Annotated in this window: 21 protein-coding genes; 15 read left to right on the top strand and 6 right to left on the bottom strand. The window is 33.2% G+C overall.

Features of this window, described 5'->3' with window-relative positions; translation table 11 throughout:
• Positions 1-33 precede the first annotated feature (33 nt).
• The gene (gene recJ / locus H277_RS0106565) at positions 34-1,734 is read left to right on the top strand and encodes a single-stranded-DNA-specific exonuclease RecJ (protein WP_019974791.1); all 1,701 of its coding nucleotides are present in this window, start codon (positions 34-36) and stop codon (positions 1,732-1,734) included.
• Here recJ and rsmI read toward each other — a convergent pair.
• The 4 genes from rsmI to H277_RS0106540 form a co-directional block, all read right to left on the bottom strand.
• Positions 1,731-2,408: a 16S rRNA (cytidine(1402)-2'-O)-methyltransferase gene (rsmI, locus tag H277_RS0106560; protein ID WP_019974790.1), complete on the bottom strand. Its 678-nt coding sequence runs from the start codon at positions 2,406-2,408 to the stop codon at positions 1,731-1,733. The genes recJ and rsmI overlap by 4 nt on opposite strands.
• A gap of 325 nt (positions 2,409-2,733) precedes the next feature.
• Positions 2,734-3,228 (bottom strand): DUF4252 domain-containing protein, encoded by a 495-nt coding sequence (locus H277_RS0106550; protein WP_019974788.1) that lies wholly within the window; start codon positions 3,226-3,228, stop codon positions 2,734-2,736.
• Between the two features lie 61 nt (positions 3,229-3,289).
• A complete protein-coding gene (locus H277_RS0106545; protein WP_019974787.1) occupies positions 3,290-3,562 on the bottom strand; it encodes a hypothetical protein in 273 nt (90 codons plus the stop codon).
• Complete coding sequence (locus H277_RS0106540; RefSeq protein ID WP_019974786.1) at positions 3,562-5,298, bottom strand: 1-deoxy-D-xylulose-5-phosphate synthase; 1,737 nt, start codon at positions 5,296-5,298, stop codon at positions 3,562-3,564. Before H277_RS0106540 ends, H277_RS0106545 begins: the two co-directional genes overlap by 1 nt.
• A gap of 73 nt (positions 5,299-5,371) precedes the next feature.
• Here H277_RS0106540 and H277_RS0106535 point away from each other — a divergent pair, with 73 nt between their 5' ends.
• The 4 genes from H277_RS0106535 to H277_RS0106520 are packed head-to-tail and all read left to right on the top strand — an operon-like array spanning position 5,372 to position 9,007.
• Positions 5,372-5,950 (top strand): DUF3109 family protein, encoded by a 579-nt coding sequence (locus tag H277_RS0106535; protein WP_019974785.1) that lies wholly within the window; start codon positions 5,372-5,374, stop codon positions 5,948-5,950.
• Positions 5,951-5,959: 9 nt separating this feature from the next.
• Positions 5,960-7,621 (top strand): DUF6909 family protein, encoded by a 1,662-nt coding sequence (locus tag H277_RS0106530; RefSeq protein ID WP_033422594.1) that lies wholly within the window; start codon positions 5,960-5,962, stop codon positions 7,619-7,621.
• Between the two features lie 5 nt (positions 7,622-7,626).
• Positions 7,627-8,631, top strand: coding sequence for a Gfo/Idh/MocA family protein (locus tag H277_RS0106525; RefSeq protein WP_019974783.1), 1,005 nt, complete (start codon positions 7,627-7,629; stop codon positions 8,629-8,631).
• Complete coding sequence (locus H277_RS0106520; protein ID WP_019974782.1) at positions 8,612-9,007, top strand: acyl-CoA thioesterase; 396 nt, start codon at positions 8,612-8,614, stop codon at positions 9,005-9,007. The genes H277_RS0106525 and H277_RS0106520 overlap by 20 nt, the downstream gene beginning before the upstream one ends.
• Positions 9,008-9,062: 55 nt before the next feature.
• On the opposite strand, the gene H277_RS0106515 is transcribed toward H277_RS0106520, so the two are convergent.
• The gene (locus H277_RS0106515) at positions 9,063-9,581 is read right to left on the bottom strand and encodes an acyl-CoA thioesterase (RefSeq protein ID WP_019974781.1); all 519 of its coding nucleotides are present in this window, start codon (positions 9,579-9,581) and stop codon (positions 9,063-9,065) included.
• Between the two features lie 193 nt (positions 9,582-9,774).
• On the opposite strand from H277_RS0106515, the gene H277_RS0106510 reads away from it, so the two are divergent.
• From H277_RS0106510 to H277_RS0106495, 4 genes are all read left to right on the top strand, one after another.
• Complete coding sequence (locus H277_RS0106510; RefSeq protein WP_019974780.1) at positions 9,775-10,170, top strand: hypothetical protein; 396 nt, start codon at positions 9,775-9,777, stop codon at positions 10,168-10,170.
• A 156-nt stretch (positions 10,171-10,326) separates the two neighbouring features.
• Positions 10,327-11,409 carry an efflux RND transporter periplasmic adaptor subunit gene (locus H277_RS0106505; protein WP_019974779.1) on the top strand — a complete coding sequence of 361 codons (1,083 nt, stop codon included), beginning with the start codon at positions 10,327-10,329 and terminating at the stop codon, positions 11,407-11,409.
• A gap of 17 nt (positions 11,410-11,426) precedes the next feature.
• The gene (locus H277_RS0106500) at positions 11,427-14,594 is read left to right on the top strand and encodes an efflux RND transporter permease subunit (RefSeq protein WP_019974778.1); all 3,168 of its coding nucleotides are present in this window, start codon (positions 11,427-11,429) and stop codon (positions 14,592-14,594) included.
• Positions 14,587-16,035: a TolC family protein gene (locus tag H277_RS0106495; protein ID WP_019974777.1), complete on the top strand. Its 1,449-nt coding sequence runs from the start codon at positions 14,587-14,589 to the stop codon at positions 16,033-16,035. Before H277_RS0106500 ends, H277_RS0106495 begins: the two co-directional genes overlap by 8 nt.
• 77 nt (positions 16,036-16,112) lie before the next feature.
• Here the strand turns inward: H277_RS0106495 and H277_RS18745 are convergent, their stop codons facing one another.
• On the bottom strand, positions 16,113-17,258 hold the full coding sequence (locus H277_RS18745; RefSeq protein WP_019974776.1) for an HU domain-containing protein: 1,146 nt from the start codon (positions 17,256-17,258) through the stop codon (positions 16,113-16,115).
• Positions 17,259-17,346: 88 nt separating this feature from the next.
• Here H277_RS18745 and dprA point away from each other — a divergent pair, with 88 nt between their 5' ends.
• From dprA to H277_RS0106460, 6 genes are all read left to right on the top strand, one after another.
• Entirely contained in the window at positions 17,347-18,444 is a 1,098-nt protein-coding gene (gene dprA, locus H277_RS0106485) for a DNA-processing protein DprA (RefSeq protein WP_019974775.1), read from the top strand.
• Between the two features lie 58 nt (positions 18,445-18,502).
• A complete protein-coding gene (porZ, locus tag H277_RS0106480; protein ID WP_019974774.1) occupies positions 18,503-20,770 on the top strand; it encodes a type IX secretion system anionic LPS delivery protein PorZ in 2,268 nt (755 codons plus the stop codon).
• Positions 20,770-21,489, top strand: a complete 720-nt coding sequence (gene recO / locus H277_RS0106475; protein ID WP_019974773.1) for a DNA repair protein RecO — start codon at positions 20,770-20,772, stop codon at positions 21,487-21,489. The genes porZ and recO overlap by 1 nt, the downstream gene beginning before the upstream one ends.
• Positions 21,489-22,100: a hypothetical protein gene (locus H277_RS0106470; RefSeq protein ID WP_019974772.1), complete on the top strand. Its 612-nt coding sequence runs from the start codon at positions 21,489-21,491 to the stop codon at positions 22,098-22,100. Before recO ends, H277_RS0106470 begins: the two co-directional genes overlap by 1 nt.
• A 70-nt stretch (positions 22,101-22,170) precedes the next feature.
• Positions 22,171-23,322, top strand: coding sequence for a cystathionine gamma-synthase (locus H277_RS0106465; protein WP_019974771.1), 1,152 nt, complete (start codon positions 22,171-22,173; stop codon positions 23,320-23,322).
• 65 nt (positions 23,323-23,387) lie between these two features.
• Positions 23,388-23,981 (top strand): hypothetical protein, encoded by a 594-nt coding sequence (locus tag H277_RS0106460; protein ID WP_019974770.1) that lies wholly within the window; start codon positions 23,388-23,390, stop codon positions 23,979-23,981.
• Positions 23,982-24,002: the final 21 nt, after the last annotated feature.

The raw sequence follows: 24,002 nt of genomic DNA, 5'->3' as shown, positions 1-24,002 counted from the left end.
TTCTCTCTAATTAAAAAAATGTAAATTAAGGAGATGGAAAAAACATGGGAAATAAAAGAACAACCCAGTACTGAAATAGTTAAGGATTTAAGAGAGTCACTTAATATTTCTGAGGTTCTTGCTATTTTATTAGCCCAACGTGGAATCACGAATTTTAGTCAAGCTAAATCGTATTTTAATCCATCTTTGGATGAATTGCATGATCCTTTTTTGATGAAAGGAATGTCCGATGCGGTTTCCCGTATCAAGAATGCAATTGATGATGATGAAAAGATCTTAATATTTGGAGACTACGATGTAGATGGAACAACAGCCGTAACATTATTTTACGAATTTCTGACTTCCATCTACTCGAAAGTCTTTTTTTATATCCCCGATCGAAATAATGAAGGTTATGGAATTTCTATGCAAAGCATAGAGTTTGCCATTCAAAATAATATCACACTTGTTGTAGCTTTAGATTGTGGAATAAAAGCACACGAACAAATCAACTATGCGCAATCAAAGGGGATAGATTATATTATTTGTGACCACCATTTACCTGATCATTCTGTGCCAAAAGCTTATGCCGTTTTAGATCCCAAACAAAAAGGTTGTCGTTACCCGTACAAAGAATTAAGCGGTTGTGGAGTGGGATTCAAATTAGTACAGGCTTATACCGAAAAGTTTAACCTTCCCAAAAAAACTCTTTTTCCGTTTTTAGATTTAGTTGCGGTGAGTATTGCAGCCGATATTGTACCCATTACAGGTGAAAACCGTGTGTTGGCTTATGAAGGTTTGCAACGTCTTAACTCTGAACCTCGTTTGGCTTTTCAACAATTGATCCCAACGAACATTAAAAATAATGTCAATATCTCGAATGTTGTTTTCTCAATTGCGCCAAAAATTAATGCTGCAGGACGAATAAAACTTGGTTCGGAAGCTGTTCGTTTTATGTTGAGTACAGATGAAGAAGAATGTCGTAAATATTTAAATGACATCAATTCTTTGAACAATGAGCGCAAGACATTAGACATTGATATGACACAAGATGCGCTTGAGCAGTTAAATCAAATTAATACGAATGAGAAATATTCAACAATTGTTTACAATTCATCTTGGAACAAAGGTGTAATTGGTATCGTTGCCTCTCGTTTAGTTGATCTGTACTATAAACCAACCATTGTTTTTACGAAAAATAATGAGGGTGAAATTGTAGGCTCTGCGCGCTCTATTCAAGAATTTGATATCTATACAGCTATTGAGAAAAACAAAGATTTGTTAACACAGTTTGGAGGGCATATGGCCGCCGCTGGTTTGGCAATGAAAGAAGAAAATTTTGAGGAGTTCAAAATCAGGTTTGATCAAACAGTAAAAGAGATGTCAAATGGAACTCATTTTACACCTTCTATTCTGATTGATAAAGAGATTTCGTTTAACGATATGACACGATCTTTTTTAGAGTCTATTATGCGAATGGCACCGTTTGGACCAGAGAATATGAATCCTGTATTTCTTTCGAAGGATTTATTGGCCACTGATTTTCGTTTGGTAGGAAAAGAACATGCACGTTTATATGTTCATCAGCGTGATACCCGTATTACATTTCCTTCGATTGGTTTCAAACTTGGAAAGTTTGGTCCAAAGTTAGAGAAAGGACAATCGTTTGATATGGTATATACTATTGGGATGAACTATTGGCAAGGAAAAGGAACCTGGCAATTGAATATCAAAGATATTCGTTTCAACGACTAGTGAGGAGCTCCTTCAACAATTAAAACCATTTCTCCTTTTAAATTTCGTTTTTCAGCAATTTCGGCTAATTCTGTTAAAGTTCCACGCAGTGTTTCTTCGAATTTCTTCGAGATTTCACGCGATAGACTAGCCTTTCTTTCAGCTCCGAAAGATTCAGCAAAATCTTTTAAAGTACGCCCAATCTTGTGCGGTGATTCATAGAAAATCATAGTCTTTTTTTCCTCTACCAAAGAATCTAATTTGCTTTTTCGACCTTTTTTTACAGGTAAAAATCCGACAAAAGTGAATTCATTATTGGGTAATCCAGAAACCACTAAAGCAGGAACAAAAGCTGTTGCTCCTGGCAAGCACTCGATGATAATATCATTTGCGACACATTCTTTTGCCAATAAATAACCCGGATCGGAAATACCCGGAGTTCCGGCATCTGTAATAATCGAAATGATTTGACCATCTTTTAACTGACGAATAATATCCTCAGTTGCTTGATGCTCATTGTGCATATGATAGCTACGCATTGGAGTAGAAATTTCGAAATGTTTCAGTAAAATACCACTATTTCGCGTGTCTTCTGCCAAAATCACATCCGATTCTTTTAGCACTTCAACTGCTCTAAATGTCATATCTCCCAAATTTCCGATTGGTGTCGGAACCAAATATAATTTTCCACTCATGTGGCAAAGTTAAGAAGAATTGTTTTGAGATAAAATTTATCTATCTTTAATGTATAACGCTAATCTTATTTATGATGAAAAATGACGAAGCTTATTTTTGGCGAAGAAAATTCATGTAAAAAGAGAAGAAATTACATCATCAATCTATATAAAAGATGAATGTTATATAATAAGAGATGATGATTTTAACTACAAGAATTTCACAAAGAATAAAACATGGTTGTGGCAAAATCCATCAACAGTTTATTATAGAGAATATTTAGTGAATGATAAGAGATATAAAGTAGTTTATGAAATAAAGCCAACTAAATAGCTGGCTTTATTATTATTTCAAAATATCTGCTAAATCTGCAATGTCTTCCGCTGAAACATTATCTAAAACTTTGTCTAAGTCAGCTCGTGGAATGTCTAATTTCGAATCGATTACCAATACATTTCGTAAACCGTTAATTCCAAAAATCATTTTCTTAACACGTCCACTATCTTCTTGTAATGAAATATTCAAACGGCTGTCTTTGGCTTTGAATTTCACTAAGTTTTCGTACTTTTCACCACGCATTGACGATTGTAAATCATTCATGATTCTTTTTTGCTTCCCTTGTCCAGCATCTAAAACAACAAAAACTTTAGCCGATTTTAAATAATTAAATAAATCTGTTCCACCGGCTTTTCCAGCTAATTTCAACGCAAAAGAAGGTAAAGGAATTACAGTAGATTGATTGTCATATTTTGTATAGAATTCTTGCATGTTGCTTGTTGTGCCGCAAGATTGCAATGTTAACAATACTGCTATAAAAGATAAACCGATTATTTTTTTCATTGTTGTTGTGTTTATAAATTAGAGAAAGCTATAACAACTCTCGTACCGAAAATTATTGAGTTTAAAAATATTCAATAATTCCTAAAATCAAATAGACAATAGAAGAAATTATAAGGAGAAATCCAATAATATATAATCCTTTAATTCTTGTCTCATTTATTCTTCTTAATTGTTCATTACTATATTCTAATTTTTCTTTTTGTTCTAAACCAAAACGAAAATCCGGGTTTATTTTTTTCTTTTTAAATGGATTGTGGAATAAGATTGAAAAAATAAAAGTTCCTAAACCAAATAAAAAAAGATCTAAAGCATTCTTAAAATATTCGTGTTCCATTACAAATAACTTTTTATCATTTCCAATATGGAAGAATCATCTAAACCAACCATTTGTTCTAATTCAGAAATTGAAGCATGTTCAATAAATTCATCCGGATAACCATTGATGGTGATATTTCCTTTGTAATGAAGAGTATTGAAAAACTCTAAAATTCCGCTTCCAAAACCTCCTTTTTTGATTCCATCTTCGAAGGTTAATATGGTAGAATATTTTAACGATATAGCTTTTAATCGGGATTCATCAATAGGTTTGATAAACGGAAAATCGATTAATGCAACTTTGTCTTGTAAATGATGTTGAATAATAATCTCTTCAATTCTCGAACCAATTAATCCAGTTGAAAGAATTGCCAATTGATTTCCTTCAAAAATAATTTCAGATTTACCGATTTCTATTTTTTCGACTTTAGAATTATTAGTTTGGATATTATTTTTTGGATAGCGAATCGCAAAAGGTTGAGTTGTAAACTGAGCTGTGTACAATAGATTTTTGAAATCTTTCTCATTTCGTGGCGAAGTCACAATCATATTTGGAATTTCGCGTAAATAAGCAATGTCAAAATAGCCATGATGCGTCGCGCCGTCTGTTCCTACAAATCCTGCGCGATCGATACAAAACACAACAGGCAAATTCTGTAGTGCGACATCGTGTATCACTTGGTCGTAGGAACGTTGTAAAAATGTCGAATAAATCACACAATACGGAATGGTATTTTGCGTCGCCAAACCAGCTGCAAACGTTACCGCATGTTGTTCCGAAATGCCAACATCAAAGACACGTTCGGGGAAATCTTGGTAACATTTCACTAAATTACTTCCTGTTATCATCGCTGGTGTTATCGCAACGATTTGCGAATTATTTTCGAACAACTGATGCATGGTTTCACCAAAAACATCTTGGTACGAAGTTTCTTTTCTTTTGGATTTTATTTCGCCAGTTTCTCTATCGAACAAGCCTGGAGCATGCCATTTTACTTGATCGATTTCGGCTTGTTCGTAACCTTTTCCTTTTATTGTTTTGATGTGTAAAACTTTTGGACCTTTGATAGAATCAGCTTTATTGAAAGCATTCAGTAATTCATCAAAATTGTGTCCGTCAATGGTTCCGATAAAATTTAAACCGAAATTGGTAAAGATATTTTCAGCTTGATTTTCTAATGATTTAAAATGTTTCTTTAATCCGCCGACCGAAGGATCAATACCGATATCATTGTCATTCAAAATTACCAAAACATCCAAATCTGTTGAGCCAAGATGATTCAATGCTTCCAAACTCATTCCGGATGTGATTGAAGCATCACCAATAATTGCAATATGTTTGCGCTTGATTTGATTGATTTTATCCGCAGTGGCCATTCCGATAATTGCAGAAATGGATGTAGAAGAGTGTCCGGTTCCAAAGGTGTCAAACTCGGTCTCTATACGAGTAGGGAATCCGGAAATTCCATTCTTTTGACGCAAAGAATCGAAAATTTTCTGACGACCGGTCAAAATCTTATGTGGATAACATTGATGACCAACATCCCAAATCAATAAATCCTGTGGTGTATTGTAATGATAATGCAAGGCAATTGTCAACTCGATAACACCTAAACTCGCACCTAGATGACCAGGTTTTATACTCAATGTATCCAAAATAAATTCTCGCATCTCATAAGCCAATTGGTTTAATTGAGACACTTCAATAGACCTAAGTTCCTTAGGATGATTGATTTTTGAAAGTAGATTATCCATTATTCTTTTACAAAATTACATTTTTCTGAGGAATTATCCGTACCTTTGCATGTTACAAAATTTAATGTAACATATGTTCCAAATAGGAAAGACCCTTGTATCTGAAGAACTGCTAAATGAAGATTTTGTTTGTAATCTGAACAAATGTAAAGGGATTTGTTGTGTAGAAGGCGACGCTGGAGCGCCTTTGGATGAAGACGAATTAACTGTATTAGATGATATTTATGAAGATGTAAAGCCTTATTTGCGTCCCGAAGGAATTGCGGTGATTGAGCAGGAAGGTAAATACACAATGGATTCTGACGGCGATTGGGTAACACCATTAGTCAATAATCGTGAATGTGCCTATTTGGTTTTTGAAGAAAACGGCTTTTCGAAATGTGGAATAGAAAAGGCATTCGAAGAAGGAAAAGTGGATTATAAGAAACCTATTTCATGTCATTTATACCCCGTTCGTGTTAAGGAATATTCAAATTTTACATCTGTTAATTATCACGTATGGGATATTTGTGCAGATGCTTGTACCTTAGGAAAAGAATTGAAAGTAAATGTAGCAACATTCGCAAAGGATTCATTGGTCCGCAAATTTGGACAAGAATGGTACGATGAATTAATGGCCATTCAACAAGAATTAAACAACCAAAAAAAGTAAAAAATTATTATGTCAATAACAAGAGCAAGAAGATCTACTGACGCTATTGAAAGATTATACATCTCAATGCGTCATTTATTTCATAGAGGTGTATACCGTCCATCTGGTGCACCTGGAAAAATGTTAAGAAACTTATTATTTGAAATCAATCCGGAAATTTATGGATCAATGACTGATCCGAATAAAGTAGAATTAAGTGGATTGATGTATGTTTTAGATCGTTTACCGGAAGGAATTGTAGAAACACCTTATGTGTCTTTCACTTCTGACGAAGGATATGATCGTTCTATTTTTACACCAATTATTCCGGCAAAGCGTCGTCGTTTCTGTTATAGGATTGATGAAGATCAAATGAATATTGAGATTTCCCGCGGGCGTTCTGATATTTATGATGTTTTGACGCACTTAACATTTTTGTACAACGAAGCAGATAAAATTAGAAATAGAGCATTTAGTAACGAAACACTTTCTAAAAGTAGAGCGTGGGAATTTATCGAAAATGTAGTGTTCAATGAGGTTGAGATTTCGCGTAAAGAACGTGAAGTAGCCTTAATGCATTTATCAACTGTTTTAGGAAGAACATTCGAGGAAACACAAGAAATTCATGATTATTTTGGCTCATCTGAGGATAAAGATCGTTTTTTCCGAATTGTTTATTGGATGGGATATACAAGCCAACAAGACCGTATCGGAACAAAGAAGCGTGAAATTACATTTACATCAACGCTACGCGAATCGATTGGTCATCATATGATTGGAGAAAAGTGGGCGAATGAAATCAAACGCGTATTATTCGAAAAGAATCTTCAAGATAAAAATATTCATATCATCTCAGCAAACATGCACAGCGTATCGAATATGTTGTATGCATATGACGGTTTGAAAAGAAAATTTAAAAATGACGGTGTAGAAATTTATGAAGATTTAAGTGCTGCAAATAACAAAATGCTACGTGAGTCGTTAAATGAATATACGCAGCAAAATGGTTTAGTTTACATCAAAGATCAGTCAGGAACAAATATCGATGTTCAAATTATTGATTTAGAGAAATTAAATATTACAAATTCGGCATTTTCTTATGCAAAGGATAAGAACAATGAAGTAATTATTGTAATGGACTATGCGTTTGGAGAACAGGCATTTGAAGCAATGGACGAATTATTAAAACCATATAAAGTGGGGGATGTTCGTTTTAAAATGAATGTAAAATCTGTAGCGATTATGGGGAAAGCCGGAATCTTAGAAGGGGTGAAAGGTGATATTATGATTGCAACAGCACATGTATTCGAAGGAACAACAGATAACTATGTTTTTGATAACGAATTATCTGCAGCAGATTTCGAAGGCCAAGGATTAGGAGTATATGAAGGACCTATGATTTCGGTTTTAGGAACATCATTACAAAACAAAGACGTTTTGGAGTATTTCAAAAATTCGTCTTTCCAAGCAATTGGATTAGAAATGGAAGGAGCACATTATCAAAAAGCAATTCAGGTTGCTTCAAAAATCAGACATCACATCGACAAAGATGTTAAAGTAATGTATGCATACTACGCATCAGATAATCCTTTAGAAACAGGAAGTACATTGGCTTCTGGTGGTTTAGGATTAACAGGTGTAAAACCAACTTATCTGATTACGCAAAAGATATTAGAGAAAATTATTAAATAAATTCAATGAAGAATTTTTCCATTTTAGGCTATGGACATATTGGACGTGTACATCAACAAGCGATAGAAGAAGCTGAAAATGCACAATTAATTTCGGTGATTGATTTCAATTTGCCTGAAGATTTAACGATTAAAGGATATTCTACACTCGAAAGTTTTTTGAACGAAGATCAAGAAACGGATGTTGTAGTGATTGCAACTCCTAATGGTTTACACCGTGAACACGCCATTCGTTGCCTAAAAGCAGGAAAAAATGTCTTGATCGAAAAACCAATTGCATTAACTGTAGAAGATGCAAATGAGATTCTGAAGGTAGCGGAAGAGAAAAAACGAAGAGTTTTTACATCTATGCAACTTCGTTTCTCTCCTGTTGTACAGTATGTAAAAAATTTGATTGACAATCATTCGTTGGGTAAAATTTTTATGGTGAATATCAATTGTTATTGGAACCGTAATAAGAATTACTATAAATTGCGCGAATGGCACGGAAATCAGGAGATGGACGGAGGCGTGTTATTTACACAATTTTCTCATTTTGTTGATATTATGAACTTTTGGTTTGATGAAGTCGTTTGTACAAATTCAAAAAGTTTCAACTTTACACATCATGATATCACGGAATTTGATGATTCGGGTTGTGTTGATTTTACAGTTGATGGAGCAATCGGACATATGATTTATACTACGTCTGTTTTTAATAAAAATTTTGAAAGTAATATCACCATTATTGCAGAAAAAGGAACAATAAAAATTGGGGATCAGTACCTTAACCAGATGCTTTATTCAGATCTGAAAAATGTGTGTTGTTCGAACAAAATGTCTACTGAACAAAAGAATTTTCATCCAAATGCAATTACTGAGATTTCGGAGGCATTAATTCGGGATAATGAATCTTTGCTGGAAGGAAAATATGCTGTAAATTTAGTGAAGTTTATTTCAGAAGCGAATCGCTTAGCAAATGAAAATAAACAAGAACTTAAAATAGAAAACTATGAAATTTCACACTCGTAAATGGGTAAAACCAGAAGATCTAAATCCAAATAAGACACTTTTTGGAGGAAAACTTTTGGCTTGGATTGATGAAGAAGCAGCTTTGTATAGTATTGTACAACTTGAAAATTCACATGTTGTAACTAAACACATGTCTGAGATTAACTTTATGGCCTCGGCTCGTGAAGGAGATATCGTTGAGATTGGAATTGAAGTGGTGAAGTTTGGAACAACCTCGTTGATACTGCAATGTGAAGTTCGTAATAAAATGACACATGAAACCATTATTACGGTAGATAGAATCACAATGGTTAATCTGGATGAAAATGGAAAACCAAAGCCACACGGGAAAACTCAAATAGAGTATGTTGTGGATCGTTTAGCAAATAAAGATTAACAAAGGATAAACTAAAAAAGTCGAAACATTGTTTCGACTTTTTTAGTTCTTAAAATTATTCTATAAATAATGATTTCAATTCATGAGCTTCTGAAGGTTGCATGCGTCCCGCCAAAATCAAACTTAATTGTTTACGTCTTAAGGCTGCATTGAATCGCTCTATTTCTTGAGGTGATTCAGGAATCAATTCAGGGACAGCGACAGGTTTATTGTCGTTATCTACTGCAACAAACGTATAAATACCACTATTTGTTTGGTTGTATACGCAGTTTTCGTAATCATAAACAAACACATCTACATAGACTTCCATCGAAGAATTAAATGCACGGGTTACTTTAGATTCTAATTTGATTGTGCTACCCATTGGAATTGGGATATTGAAAGCCACATGATTTACACTTGCGGTCACAACCAAGAAACTTCCTCCATGCATTTTAGCTGAAATAGAAGAAATTCGATCCATTGCTGCAAGAAGTTCACCTCCAAACATATTGCCCAAATTATTTGTTTCATTTGGTAAAACCAAATTCGTCATTATTGCTAACGAATCGATTGCTTTTTTTGCTTTCGCCATATACTTTTGTTTGTTGAAGGGCAAATTTCAATAAAAAAAATGAGTTTTTAAAATGAGTAAAGGGAAGAGATGAATAAAATTTTAATGAGTTGACTTGTAGTCCAATATCTGTATTGAAAAAAATGGACGTTAAAAAATGTTAATATAGATTATTGTATTATTTCTAGTCTTACATTTGAACAGAATTATGAAAATGTTTATTACATACTTGCTATCGGCTTTGTTTCTGCTGTTTTTTGCGGAAACCAAAGTATTTGCAGGTACGCAACATTCTCAAGGAAATTTAAGTTCACAAACCGTTGTCAACGATAATACACATGTTTATCACGCAAGTAAAGTGATTGAAACTAAATTTTCTCAAACTTCAAATTCTATCCAATTTCAAGAATTTAATCCAGGTATCGAAACGATTGATGATGATTTTCAGACGTCAAATAAAATCGATTTAGAAACTTGTATCAAACTATTAAGCGTTGTTTTGGTCTTAAATTTTATTATTCAAGGTTTAAGAAAAAAGCGCATCTTCTACAATAAAACCATCAAATTTTCCAGTTGTAAGTACATTCTGTTACGTACAATCAGAATTTGATTGATTTCTTAAATTTTTAAAATGACACCAAAAATTAATGTTCAGTCCATGAATAGCTGAGGATTAGCAAATTTTTGTATGTAATATTTTTTGGTAAAACTACTTCTACCAAGAAATCCATTTAATCAAATTTTACATTTAATAGTTAGAAGAATTATGAAAAGAGTCGCATTATTTGTTGCTCTGAGTACTGTATGGTTGACAACAAGTTGTTCGTCAAAAAAACAGGAAAAAGAAGAAGTGAAAGATTATCCAATCACGATGCCAATCAAAATGGATACAATTGTGGATAAGGATTATGTAGCCCAAATTCAATCGGTACGAAATATCGAAATTCGTGCGCAAGAAAAAGGTTATTTGCAAAAGATTTTTGTGGATGAAGGTCAATATGTGCATGCTGGACAATTGCTGTTTCGCATTATGCCTTCGATGTATCAAGCTGAATATTTAAAATCGAAAGCTGAGGTAAAAGAAGCGCAAATTGAATTACAAAACTCAACAACTTTGGCAGATAACAATGTCGTTTCTAAGAACGAAAAAGCGATTGCACAAGCTCGACTAGAAAAATCGAGAGCAGAAATGCAATTGGCTCAATTACATTTATCGTTTACAGATATTCGTGCGCCATTTTCCGGAGTGATTGATAGAATTCCAATGAAATTAGGAAGCTTAATTGATGAAGGAATGTTATTGACAAATTTGTCTGACAATTCATCAATGTTTGCTTATTTCAACGTTTCTGAGCCTGAGTATTTAGATTATCAAACCAATATTCAAGATAGAGCAAGCAAACAAGTTTCGTTGATTATGGCGAATAATAAACCTTTGCCTGAGAAAGGGATGGTGGAAACGATAGAAGGAGAATTTAACAACGAAACAGGAAATATTGCGTTTCGTGCGCGTTTTGCCAACCCGAATCATTTGTTAAGAAATGGCGAAACAGGGAAAGTTAAAATGACAGTTCCGTTACATGATGCTCTATTAATTCCACAAAAAGCAACCTACGAAATTCAAGATAAAACCTATGTTTTTATAGTAGATAAAAATGGTGTTGTGAAATCGAGAAATATCACGATTGGTCTAGAAATGCCAGATCTTTATGTGGTAGAAAGTGGACTTTCGGAGAAAGATAATATTTTGTTGGAAGGTGTTCAGAAAGTGAAAGAGGATGATAAAATCAAAACGAAATTTATTGCACCTAAAAAAGTTCTTTCATCGTTAAAATTAAAATCAAACTAATCTAAAAATTCAAAGTTATGTTTGATAAATTTATTCGAAGACCCGTTCTTTCGATTGTCATTTCGTTGATTATAGTTTTCTTAGGAATTCTGTCATTAGTCAAATTACCTGTCACGCAATTTCCTTCGATTTCTCCACCAAAGGTGAATATTACAGCGGAATATCCTGGTGCGAATAACGAGTTATTGATAAAATCAGTTGTCATTCCATTGGAACGTGCATTAAATGGTGTTCCCGGGATGAAATATATTACATCTGATGCAGGGAACGATGGAGAAGCTTCTATTCAGGTTATTTTTGATTTGGGGACAGATCCCAATATTGCAGCGGTAAATGTGCAAAACCGTGTTTCTTCGGTTGTGAATAAACTTCCGCCGTTGGTTGTCCGAGAAGGAGTGAAGATTACGCGTGAAGAATCGAATATGTTGATGTACATTAACTTGTACAGTAACGACCCAAAAGCAGATCAACAATTTTTATACAATTATGCAGATATCAATATTTTATCTGAGTTAAAACGTATTAATGGAGTTGGAGATGCTGATATTTTAGGTAACAGAGAATATGCGATGCGTGTATGGTTGAAACCTGATCGTATGCAAGCGTATAATATTTCTGCGGATGATGTGATGAAAGCATTAGACGAACAAAGTATTGAAGCTTCACCGGGAAAAACTGGTGAAAGCTCAGGAAAACGTTCTGAAGCATTTGAATATGTATTGAAATATTCAGGTCGGTACAATACAAAAGAGCAATATGGAAATATCATTTTAAGAGCGAATACTAACGGTGAAATCTTGCGGTTGAAAGATGTTGCGGGCATTGAATTTGGAAGTTCGATGTATGATATTTACTCTACGTTAAATGGCAAACCTTCTGCAGCAATTGTGATTAAACAATCCTATGGAAGCAATGCGAGTGAAGTCATCAAAAACATCAAATCATTGATGGCAGATTTGAAAGAAAATAATTTACCTAAAGGAATGGATTATGAGATCTCATATGATGTTTCTAAATTCTTAGATGCTTCAATGGAAAAAGTTGTTCATACGCTTTTTGAAGCCTTTATTTTAGTTGGTATTGTGGTATTTTTATTTTTGGGCGATTGGCGTTCTACGTTGATTCCTGCTTTAGCAGTTCCTGTTTCATTGGTAGGAACATTTGCATTGATGAATTTCTTTGGAATTACATTGAATCTAATTTCCTTGTTCGCGCTTGTAATGGCCATTGGAGTTGTTGTTGATGATGCAATTGTGGTGATTGAAGCAGTACATGCTAAGATGGAAGAGAAAAATCTGTCTCCTTTGCGAGCGACGGAAGAAGCTATGCGCGAAATTAGCGGGGCAATTATTGCGATTACATTTGTAATGGCAGCTGTGTTTATTCCTGTTGCTTTTATGTCTGGTCCGGTAGGAATTTTCTATAGACAATTCTCGATTACAATGGCAACGTCTATTATTCTTTCGGGTGTTGTTGCCTTAACGTTAACTCCTGCTTTATGCGCGATGATTTTGAAGAATAATCATCATCAATCGAGAAAGAAAACAATATTAAATCGGTTTTTATTGAAGTTTAATAATTTGTTCAACAAGGGATCTTTTAAATATGAAAAAGTTTTAACTAAAACAGTAAATAAACGAACAGTTACTTTCGGGATATTATTAGCGTTTTGTGCCGGAGTTTTCTTTCTGAATAATAATTTGCCTTCAGGATTTATTCCAAATGAAGACCAAGGAATGTTTTATGCGATTATTCAAACTCCTCCGGGTTCAACATTAGAAAGAACAAATGAAGTCTCTCAAAAATTACAAAAAATTGCTGAAGGAATAGATGGTGTTTCATCGGTTTCATCTTTGGCTGGTTACGAAATTTTAACGGAAGGAACCGGGGCCAATTCAGGAACTTGTTTAATTAACCTGAAAAGTTGGGAAGACCGATCAAAATCTGCCGAAGAAATTATCAAAGAATTAGAAGAAAAAGCAGGAAATATTAACGGAGCTAATATTGAATATTTTCAGCCTCCTTCTGTTCCAGGCTATGGAGCTGCCGGAGGTTTTGAGTTGAGATTGTTGGATAAAGCAGGTAGTGGCGATTATCATAAAATGGAAGAAGTGAGCCGGGATTTTGTAAAAGAATTGAGTCGTCGTCCGGAATTGAGTTCTGTATTTACATTTTATAGCGCTTCGTTTCCTCAATATGTTTTAAAAATTGACAATGATATTGCCGAACAAAAAGGGGTTTCTATTGAAAATGCGATGGATAATTTATCAACTTTGGTTGGTTCTAATTACGAAACAAGTTTTATCAAATTTGATCGACCTTATAAAGTAATGGTTCAGGCTTCGCCAGAATATCGTGCTTTACCAGAGGATTTGTTGAAGTTGTATGTCAAAAATGATCAAGGTGAAATGGTTCCGTATGCAGCTTTTATGAAAATTGAAAAAGTATATGGGTTATCCGAAATTACTCGTCACAACATGTACAATGCAGCAGAAATTAGCGGAACGCCAGCGCAAGGTTACAGTAGTGGACAAGCAATTGCGGCGATTAATGAAGTGGCTAAAAATACATTACCTCGCGGGTTTGGAATTGATTGGGCAGGAATATCGAAAGATGAGGTTTCTCGAGGAAATGAAGCAGTCATTATTTTCGCTATCTGCTTAATATTCGTTTACATGATTTTAGCTGCACAATACGAAAGTTTTATTTTGCCTTTACCTGTTATCATTTCGTTACCAACAGGAATTTTTGGAGCATTTTTCTTCTTGAAATTATTAGGATTAGAAAATAACATCTATGCACAAGTAGCAATGGTGATGTTGATTGGACTTCTCGGCAAAAATGCGGTGTTAATTATTGAATTTGCGGTACAGAAACACAACGAAGGCTATTCTATTGTAAAAGCTGCAATTGAAGGTGCCGGAGTTCGTTTTCGTCCAATTTTGATGACGTCTTTTGCGTTCATTGCAGGACTTATTCCCTTGGTTATTGCTTCGGGACCTGGAGCTGTAGGAAATAGAACAATTGGTACTGCAGCTGCTGGCGGAATGTTGTTCGGAACTATTTTCGGATTGTTTATTGTACCCGGTTTATATGTTGCTTTTGGCGCTTTGGCGGATAAAATGCAATTGGTGAAATACGAAGACGAGAACCCTTTAACTGAAGAAATCACTGAAGATGAATAAAAATAGTTTTAAAAATATAATAACAATTGGTCTTTTTGGAACAATGGTTTGGAGCTGTAAAGCTCCTGCAGTTAGTAAAGAGATAGAAAATCATCAAACACCAAAAATTCCGGAGACTTATCAAAATATTCAAAATGAAGATTTACCAAGTTCTGGATTAACGCCTTGGAAACAATTTTTTACCGATCCTAATTTGGAAGTTTTGATTGAAGAAGCGTTGAAAAATAACCAAGAATTGATGATTACACTTCAAGAAATTGAGATTTCTAAAAATGAAGTGATGTACAAGAATGGAAAATTATCTCCGACTGTTGCAGCAACTGCTGGAATTGGAGTGGAGAAAGTTGGTCGTTACACAAGTCAGGGTGCCGGAGATGCTTCGACAGAAATAAAACCTGGGAAAGAAATGCCTGATCCTTTGATGGATTATGCAATTGGGTTGAGTGCTGATTGGGAAGTTGATATTTGGAAGAAACTGCGTAATTCGAAAGATGCTTCGATTGCACGATATTTATCAACGGTTGAAGGAAAGAATTTTGTCTTGACAAATTTGATTTCTGAAATAGCTTCATCTTATTACGAATTGTTATCATTGGATAGTCAATTAGATTTAATTCATCGAAATATTGAGTTGCAGAAAGAGTCACTTCGCGTTGTAAAAATTCAAAAAGAAGCTGCACGAGAAACAGAATTAGCAGTGAAGAAATTTGATGCTGAATTATTAAAATCAGAGAGTGAAGAATTTAATATTAAACAAGATATTACGGAGACAGAAAATAGAATCAATGCGTTATTAGGAAGATACCCACAAACGATAAAACGTGAAGGTTCATCTTTTATGGATTTGATTCCACAAACAATGCATGCTGGAATTCCATCAGAATTGTTGTCAAATCGTCCTGATATCAAACAAGCAGAATTAGAATTGAAAGCTTCTGCTTTAGATGTAAAAGTGGCTCGTGCAGAATTTTATCCGTCACTTAATATTTCTGCTGCTTTAGGATTAAATGCGTTCAAACCTTCATATTTAATCAAAATGCCTGAGTCTATTTTGTATTCGTTGGCCGGTGAATTAGCAGCACCTATCATTAATAAAAGTGCAATTAAAGCAGAATTTAATACGGCGAATGCTCGTCAAATACAAGCTTTGTACGAATATGATAAAACGATTTTGAATGCTTATTTAGAAGTGTCAAATCAAATGTCGAAGATTAATAATTTAGAACAAAGTTATTCTTACAAAGATAAACAAGCGAAAGCACTTGTAGAATCGATTGATATTGCAAATCAATTGTTTAAAAATAATCGTGCTGATTATTTGGAGGTTTTAACAACTCAGCGTGATTTATTGGATGCCAAAATGGAATTAATTGAAACAAAAGAAAAACAATTAAGTACAGTTGTCGCTATTTACAAAAGTTTAGGCGGAGGCTGGAAGTAGTTTTCATATTCATTCTAACAAAGAAATAAGCTGCCCAAAAGGCAGCTTATTTCGATTTATACTATTAAAAAGATGTATTAATTATCGGTTCTAACCCAAGTTCCGGGTGATTTTTTATTTACATCATTCATATATTTTTGTGCATCATCCATATTATTGAAAGTGCTATATGTGACATAGTAATAGCGACCTTTAACATAAGAAATTCCGGCATCTTTGTAACCTTGTTTTTTCAATTCACCAACTAAACGATCAGCATCTTCTTGACGTTTTAATGAAGCGGCAATTACTTGGTATTTTTTATTCGTAGATTTTGTAAGAGCTGCTTCTTTTTTATCAACAACTTTAGTATCCTCTTTCTTTTTAGGAGCTTCTACTTTTGTTAATTTTTTCGTTTCTGTTTTTACAATCTCTTTTGTTGAAGGTTTTTCTTTTACAATTGCAGTTATTTCCTTGTCAGTTTCATTCAGTTTAGTTTCTTTTACAACTGTAATTTCAACTTTTTTAGGTGTTTCAATTGTATCTGTTTTAGTTACTGTTTCTGCAATTTGATATTCAACCAAAGAAGGTTCAGCAATCGTTTGCGGCATATTATATACATCATATTGTATCGCTTTTTCAGCTTCCTTTGTCTTATCGTTACCAATAATTGGCAAAACTAAACCGCTCCATTGTTCTGTTACAAATTTTTGTACGGGTTGCGGTGTATTAAAATATAAGAAGCCACCAACAATAATGGGAATTAATGAGGCTGCGGCTAAAAATTTAGACATGTGTTTACTAGAGGTTTTAGTTTTAGATGAATCTAAAATGTAATTGGCTTGTAAATTTGAAAGACCGTAAGCGGCAATGAAATAATTTTGAGCATTTTCTGGTTTGAAGTCAATTTTTCCGGCTTCATTAAATTGTAATGAGCCAATATTGTGTAAGGTTAAAATTTTTCCATTTTTCAAATGTTCTTGCCAAAAATAAACGTGTTCATTCAAAAATGTTTGGGCATTTTCGAAAGACATGGGTTCATCATGCACAATTTTATTCACCAAAACACCATCACTTTTTGTTAAAGTAGAATTGAAAGAAAGTTCTTTTCGTGGTGGAATAAATGTGTTTGTTTGCTCATCAAACACCACATTTGCAGTATTTGAAATGAATGCACCAAAGTTGGGAACGATTACACAATCGTGCTCAAATAATAATTGACTAATATGCTCTTCTAACCTCATATTACGAAATTAACATTTTTTTTAGATTTAGCAAAAAATAAATACTTAAAATTCTGCTTAGTTGGTTTAATATTAATAATTTAACATTATGCAAACCGATTTACCTTATATCTTAGCACTTTCTTTTCAGAAAGGAATTGGCGATGTTACAGCTCGAAAAATTATCCAGTTTTTTGGTTCGGCAGAAACTGCCTGGAATTGTAAACCAAAAGATTTGATGCAAATTTCGGGAATTGGTTGGCAAATGAGCAAAGATTTTGGAAATAAAAAATGGTTGGATTTAGCTTTAACTGAAATTGAATTTTGTAAAAATAATCAAATCAATGTCCTAACATTTTATGACCAAGATTATCCTCTACTGTTAAGAGAATGTATAGATGCACCTTTGGTCATTTTTTGTAAAGGCAACTTGAATTTTAATCAATTCAATAATAAAAAGATTGCTATTGTCGGTACAAGAAAAATGACCAATTACGGACGAATTTTTATAACAGAATTGATAGAAGGTTTGTCTGATTTTGATGTGACAATTGTAAGTGGTTTGGCTTATGGTTGTGATGTCGAAGCGCACAATCATGCAGTGAAAAAAGAACTTGAAACTTGGGCAGTTATGGGAACAAATTTAGAACGAATTTATCCGGCATCCCATAAAAAAATAGCAATGGAAATATTACATAAAGGTGGCTGGATCACAGAACAACCTAGCTTTAAAAGCGTTTTACCAGAAGCTTTCTTACAACGCAATAGACTGATAGCCGGTTTGTCTGATATTACAATTGTTGTGGAGTCTGCGTTTAAAGGAGGGAGTTTAGTCACTGCAAAATTTGCGAATGAATATAATCGTGAAGTATTTGCTTTGCCAGGAAAATCGACAGACATTTTAAGTATTGGATGTAATTATTTGATTAAATCTCATCAGGCTTACTTGGTCGAAAATTCGAAAGATATTATTGATTATTTCAATTTTAATTCAAAAAAGAAAGCGAAACAAATGAATTTATTTGTAGACTTTTCGGAAGAAGAAAAAGTACTTGTAGATTATCTAACTATCAATGGAAAACAGCATATTGATAAAATATCATTTGACCTAGATTTAAAATCGTATGAATTAATGCCTTTGTTACTAGATTTAGAGTTGAAACAGATTATTTCAACACTTCCTGGTAAGTTTTATGATTTATTGTAATGATAGATACAATTTTTAGTAAGATTTCTTGTTATAATTTACAGTATTTTTGTGCATTATGAAGACAACACTTTTCATTATCATAGCCATGATTTTCACAGGTTTAAACGCTCAAAATGATAAAGCGCGTTGGAATGACCTTTTCTCTTATAATAATGTAAAATTGTTGGAGGAAGTGAACGGAGTGATTTATTGTGGAACTGAAAACGGAATTTTCTTATTTAATTTTCAAAATCCAACAAGTGATTGGATTAAGTTAAACAAGACCAATTTTTTGAATCATGTTGGTATTTCCGCAATGGCTTATGACTTAGCTTCAGATTCTTTTTTAGTAGGTTATGAGAATGGAGGATTAGATTTGTTGCGCTCTGGAGAATCGACGATGGTGTTGGATATTAAATGGAATGGTTTCAATGGAGATAAAAAAATAAATCATATTTATATTAACGAAGGCATCGCATTTATTTCTGGCACTTTTGGAATTGTTTCGTACGATTTGAAAGATGAAGAATTCAAAGAAACGACTCGTACAAATTCGATGGTTGTTAATGATGCAACAATTAGCGAAAATGTCCTATATATTGCGACCACAAATGGAATTTATTCAAGCACACTCCAAAATAAATTAAATAATCCGAATATTAACTCATGGACGGCAATTACTTCTGGTCAAAACATTTCGAATATTGAGCTTTTTAACAATGAAATTTATTATTCAGAGGGAAATAATCTGAACACTATTTCTGGAAGTTTACGTTCCTATAATTTGATAGAAGATTTAAAAGCGACGAATAACGAATTGATCATAGCTCAGAATGATAAAATTTCAACATTAAGTGGTAAAGATTTCTCTAAAACAGACGAAGAAAATCAAGCAATAAATTTTAATACAGGAATCCTTATTAATAATATTTATTACGGAGGTTCAACAAAAAATGGATTAATTAATTTAAGCTCGGATAACCTTTTTTATAAACCACAGGGGCCATATAGCAATAAATCGTATTCAGTTACAGCTCAAAAGAATAAAGTTTGGATTGCTCCGGGAGCAATGGAAAGTTTTAATAATCTAATGTTTAATGCGGACGGGTTCTCTTATTTTGACAGTAAAAATTGGAATCATTTTAGTTCAGAGAAAGATTTAGAAGGCGCAAAAGATATTATTAAAGTTGCAGTAGATCCAACAGATGAAAACCATTTTATGGTGATTCCATATGCAGAAGTAACAAATTGGGGAGGATCTTTTATAGGAATTTTCGAATTTAATAATAGTGTAAATAAACCCAATCATATCAAATCACCTTTACCTCAGATATATCGTTTTGGAGGAGGAAGTTTTGATGGTTTAGGGAATTTTTATCTTTCTCAAAGTTGGTATTGTGATGCAGCATGTATGGCAAGTGGAACACCGAATTATTCGGCTTTAAAAGATAATGTAAACTCATTAGCAGTTAAAACTAAAAATGGAGGTTGGGTTTCAAAACAACGAATAAATCAAAATTCTTCGAACGCCTTATCTCCAATTATAGACAATAAATATATTTATATTCCACAAGCTCGTTCTGGAGGTGTAGCGGTTTTGAGAAAAGACACATACGAAGTTTTAGGAAATATAGTGAGAACAGGAGAACAATCATTACCAACTAATAACATTTGGTCAACGGCTTTAGATAAAAATGGAAATTTATGGATAGGAACGGACCAAGGTTTAGCTGTTACATATGGAATTGAATCTGCTGTTGATAATAGTAATTTTTCTGCTGAGCCAATTGTCATCATTCAAGATGGAATTCCGGAGGCATTGTTAACTGATGTAGGTATTTATGCGATAAAAGTTGATAATGCGAATAGAAAATGGATGACAACCAATGGAGCAGGAGTGTATTATGTTTCGGATAACGGAGAAGAGACAAAACTACATTTTACAACAAAGAATTCTCCTTTGCCATCAGATATTGTGTATGATGTTTCGATTGATGAATCGACAGGGAAAGTATATTTTGCTACTGAAAAAGGAGTTGTTTCTTACAATGGAGATGTTTCGATAGAGTCAACTAATTTTAATAATGCAATTGTATACCCTAATCCATATAGACCAGAATATAAAGGAAACATTACGATAAAAAACCTTCCAAATAGAGCGTTGGTTAAGATTACAGATGTTGTTGGTAATTTAATTTTTGAGAAAAAAGCTGATGGAGGAGTTGTAGAATGGAATACAAATAATGCAAAAGGAAAGCCTGTAGCTTCAGGAATTTATTTAGTTTTGATGACAAATGCAGATGGAACTGAAACCAAAACGCTGAAAATTGCAGTTGTTCGTTAATGAAGATTTTAGAAACCAAAGCAGTTGTGCTTTCAAGTTTAAAATATGGTGAAACGAGTTTAATTATTCGTTGCTATACACAAGATTTTGGATTAAAGTCATTTATCGCAAAAGGTGTTTTCTCTAAAAAGAAACGAAATACATCGTTGTATTTTCCGCTTACTGAGCTAGAGTTAAGTTTTCAGCCTAAATCAAATGAACAGCAGTTGGTGTTTCTTAGATCGGCCCAAACTTCTTATTATTACGAAACCTTGCATTTCCATCCAATTAAATCTGCCATCGTTTTTTTCCTGGCAGAGATTTTAAACTTAGTTCTAAAAGAAGAAACGGATAATTCCGATTTGTATTTTTATATTGAACATTCGTTGAAAGAATTTGATCAGAAGAAAGAAGATTTTGCCGATTTTCATTTGATTTTTTTGATTCAACTATCCCATTTCCTTGGATTTTATCCCAACTTAGAAATGGATGGGAGCTTGTTCGATTTAGAGAATGGTTTTTTTACGAATTCCAATTCATCTATTAATATGCTGAAAGCAGATGAAACAGCCTTATTCAAAAAATTGTTAGAAATCAATTTTACAGAAAATTCAAAAAATACATTTAATCAACCGCAACGTTCTTTATTACTTGAAATCTTGGTGAAATACTACCAAATTCACACCAATAATTTCAAAAAGCCAAAATCGTTACAAGTTTTACATGAATTGTTTAGCTAATGGGAGGAAAGGTGAATAATTCTATAGGTAAAAAAGAAAGAACTAGAAATGAAAAAGAGGATAAGAAAATAAATAGATATACAACTATAATTTACCTTATTTATTTTGTTGTTCTATATCTGTTATATAGAAATGATGAGATAATTCTATTGAATGTGAAGTGGTGGTATTACTTAATTATCTATTTATTCATCAGTTTTCTGATTTATTTGATTTTAAACATTCCAATAATTAAACGAAAAATAGCAAGTTTTGATCATTGGACTGTCAATATTCTAGTCTCGTTTGTTTTATCCTTTTTTATTTCAATTCTATGTAATTTTGGACTAAAATACTTGGTTAATGATTTTGCTACAGAATCAGCAATCAGAGAAAATTGTGAAATTTTAGAAATAAAGAAAGGTAGATATAGAAGAGGAGGAGATTATTATAACTTAAAAATTAATTTTAGAGATGAAGTCGAAAAGTTAGATTTGAATAAGGATTTATATCAGCAACTTGAAACAATCAGCTTGACAAAAAATCATGCAATTATAAAAGTTAAACCTTCTATTTTTAATATTTACATTGTAGAAAATGTTCTTATTGAATCCAAAAATATTCCGAAATAAATTCTAACAAATCTTTAAATCCAAGAATAAATAAAACTCCATATATTTGCTATAGTTTAAAGCATTCAAAATGAAATTCAATACAAAAGCTATACACGGAGGGCAACATCACGACCCTTCTACAGGAGCAGTAATGACTCCCATTTACCAAACATCTACATTTGCTCAAAAATCGCCAGGAGATTACAAAGGATACGAATATTCTCGTGGAGCAAATCCAACGCGTTCGGCATTAGAAAATGCTTTAGCATCTATCGAAGGAGGAGTTGCAGGTTTTGCATTTGGTTCTGGATTAGCAGCAATCGATGGTGTGTTAAAATTATTCAAACCCGGTGATGAAATCATTGCGATGGATGATTTGTACGGAGGATCATACCGTTTATTTACTCGTGTTTATGAAAAATTTGGATTGAAATTCCATTTCGTAGATATGACAAATGTTGAGGCTGTTGTAGCTTTAATCAACGAAAATACAAAAATGGTTTGGGTTGAAACACCTACAAATCCATTGATGAAAGTGGTTGACATCAAAGCAGTAAATGATGCGGCAAAAGCAAAAAAAGCTGATATTTTAGTCGCGGTTGACAACACATTTGCGTCGCCATATTTACAACGTCCAATCGAATTGGGAGCAGATATCGTGATGCATTCGGCAACGAAATATTTAGGAGGTCACTCGGATTTGGTTGCAGGAGCTATCATAGTTAACTCTGATCAATTGGCAACAGATGTTCACTTCAATTTATTTGCAACAGGAGGAATTTTAGGACCACAAGATTCTTATTTAGTTTTACGCGGAATCAAAACGTTGGCTGTTCGTATGGATCGTCACTGTTCAAATGGAATGAAAATCGCACAATTTTTAGAAGCTCATCCAAAAGTTGCTCATACCTATTATCCAGGTTTGGAAAATCATCCACAACACGAAATTGCGAAAAAGCAAATGAAAGATTTCGGAGGAATGGTAACATTTACATTAACTTCTGGTAAAAAAGAAGATGCGTTCAAAATTTTAGAAAATTTAAAAGTGTTCACTTTGGCTGAATCTTTAGGTGGAGTTGAATCGTTAGCAAATCACCCGGCGACAATGACACATGCATCTATTCCAGCTGAAAAACGTGCTGAAATTGGGATTACAGATGATTTGATTCGTCTATCTGTTGGTATCGAGGATATTGATGATTTATTAGAAGATTTAGAACAAGTTTTGAACTTGATTTAATCTTGATAAGATAAAATAAATATAAAAAGTCTGAACTTATTGTTCAGACTTTTTATATTTATACAATGAAACTTCTGATTCCCTTCCTGTTTTCTGTGATTAGTTTTGCTCAAAAGTTGGATACCATTAATCTCAATCAAGTTGAGGTAATGAATTATTCCAATTACAAACAATTTCGGCCAAAGTATAAACAAGTAGAAAGATTGACCGATAACACAAGTTTTGGGTTGAAAATATTCTCGACTTTACTGCTCCCTAATGAAAAAGAAATCGAGATTGTTGCGATTGAAATTTTGTTTGAATCAAAAGTGAAGAAGAAAAATTATTGTAACGAATATTATTACTTTAAACCAATTATTCTAAAATCAATAACTAATAAAACCAATTTAATCGATGATAAATGGTTTGAAGTGGACAAAAATTATCAGGGGAAATACATTTTTCCGGTTCATCTAAAATTAAAAGTCGCCGAAGCTAAAAACTATTTTATTGGTTTAGAAACGTCTTATGAAAATCCTTTTTGTCCTGAAGAGAATGGTTATTTTGATTTGATTCGAACAAAACAATCTGTTGATTTGTATTATGAAATACATTCGGAAATGCGAAAGCAAAACATACTAAAAAATTATTCAATCAATTATAAATTGTATTACAAATAGCTTGGAGAAGCTAAAGGTTAT

Origin of the sequence: Empedobacter brevis NBRC 14943 = ATCC 43319 (genome assembly GCF_000382425.1) — a bacterium.
Taxonomy (GTDB): domain Bacteria; phylum Bacteroidota; class Bacteroidia; order Flavobacteriales; family Weeksellaceae; genus Empedobacter; species Empedobacter brevis.
Note: the sequence above shows the minus strand (reverse complement) of the source record. Positions and strands in the feature narration are given on the sequence as shown.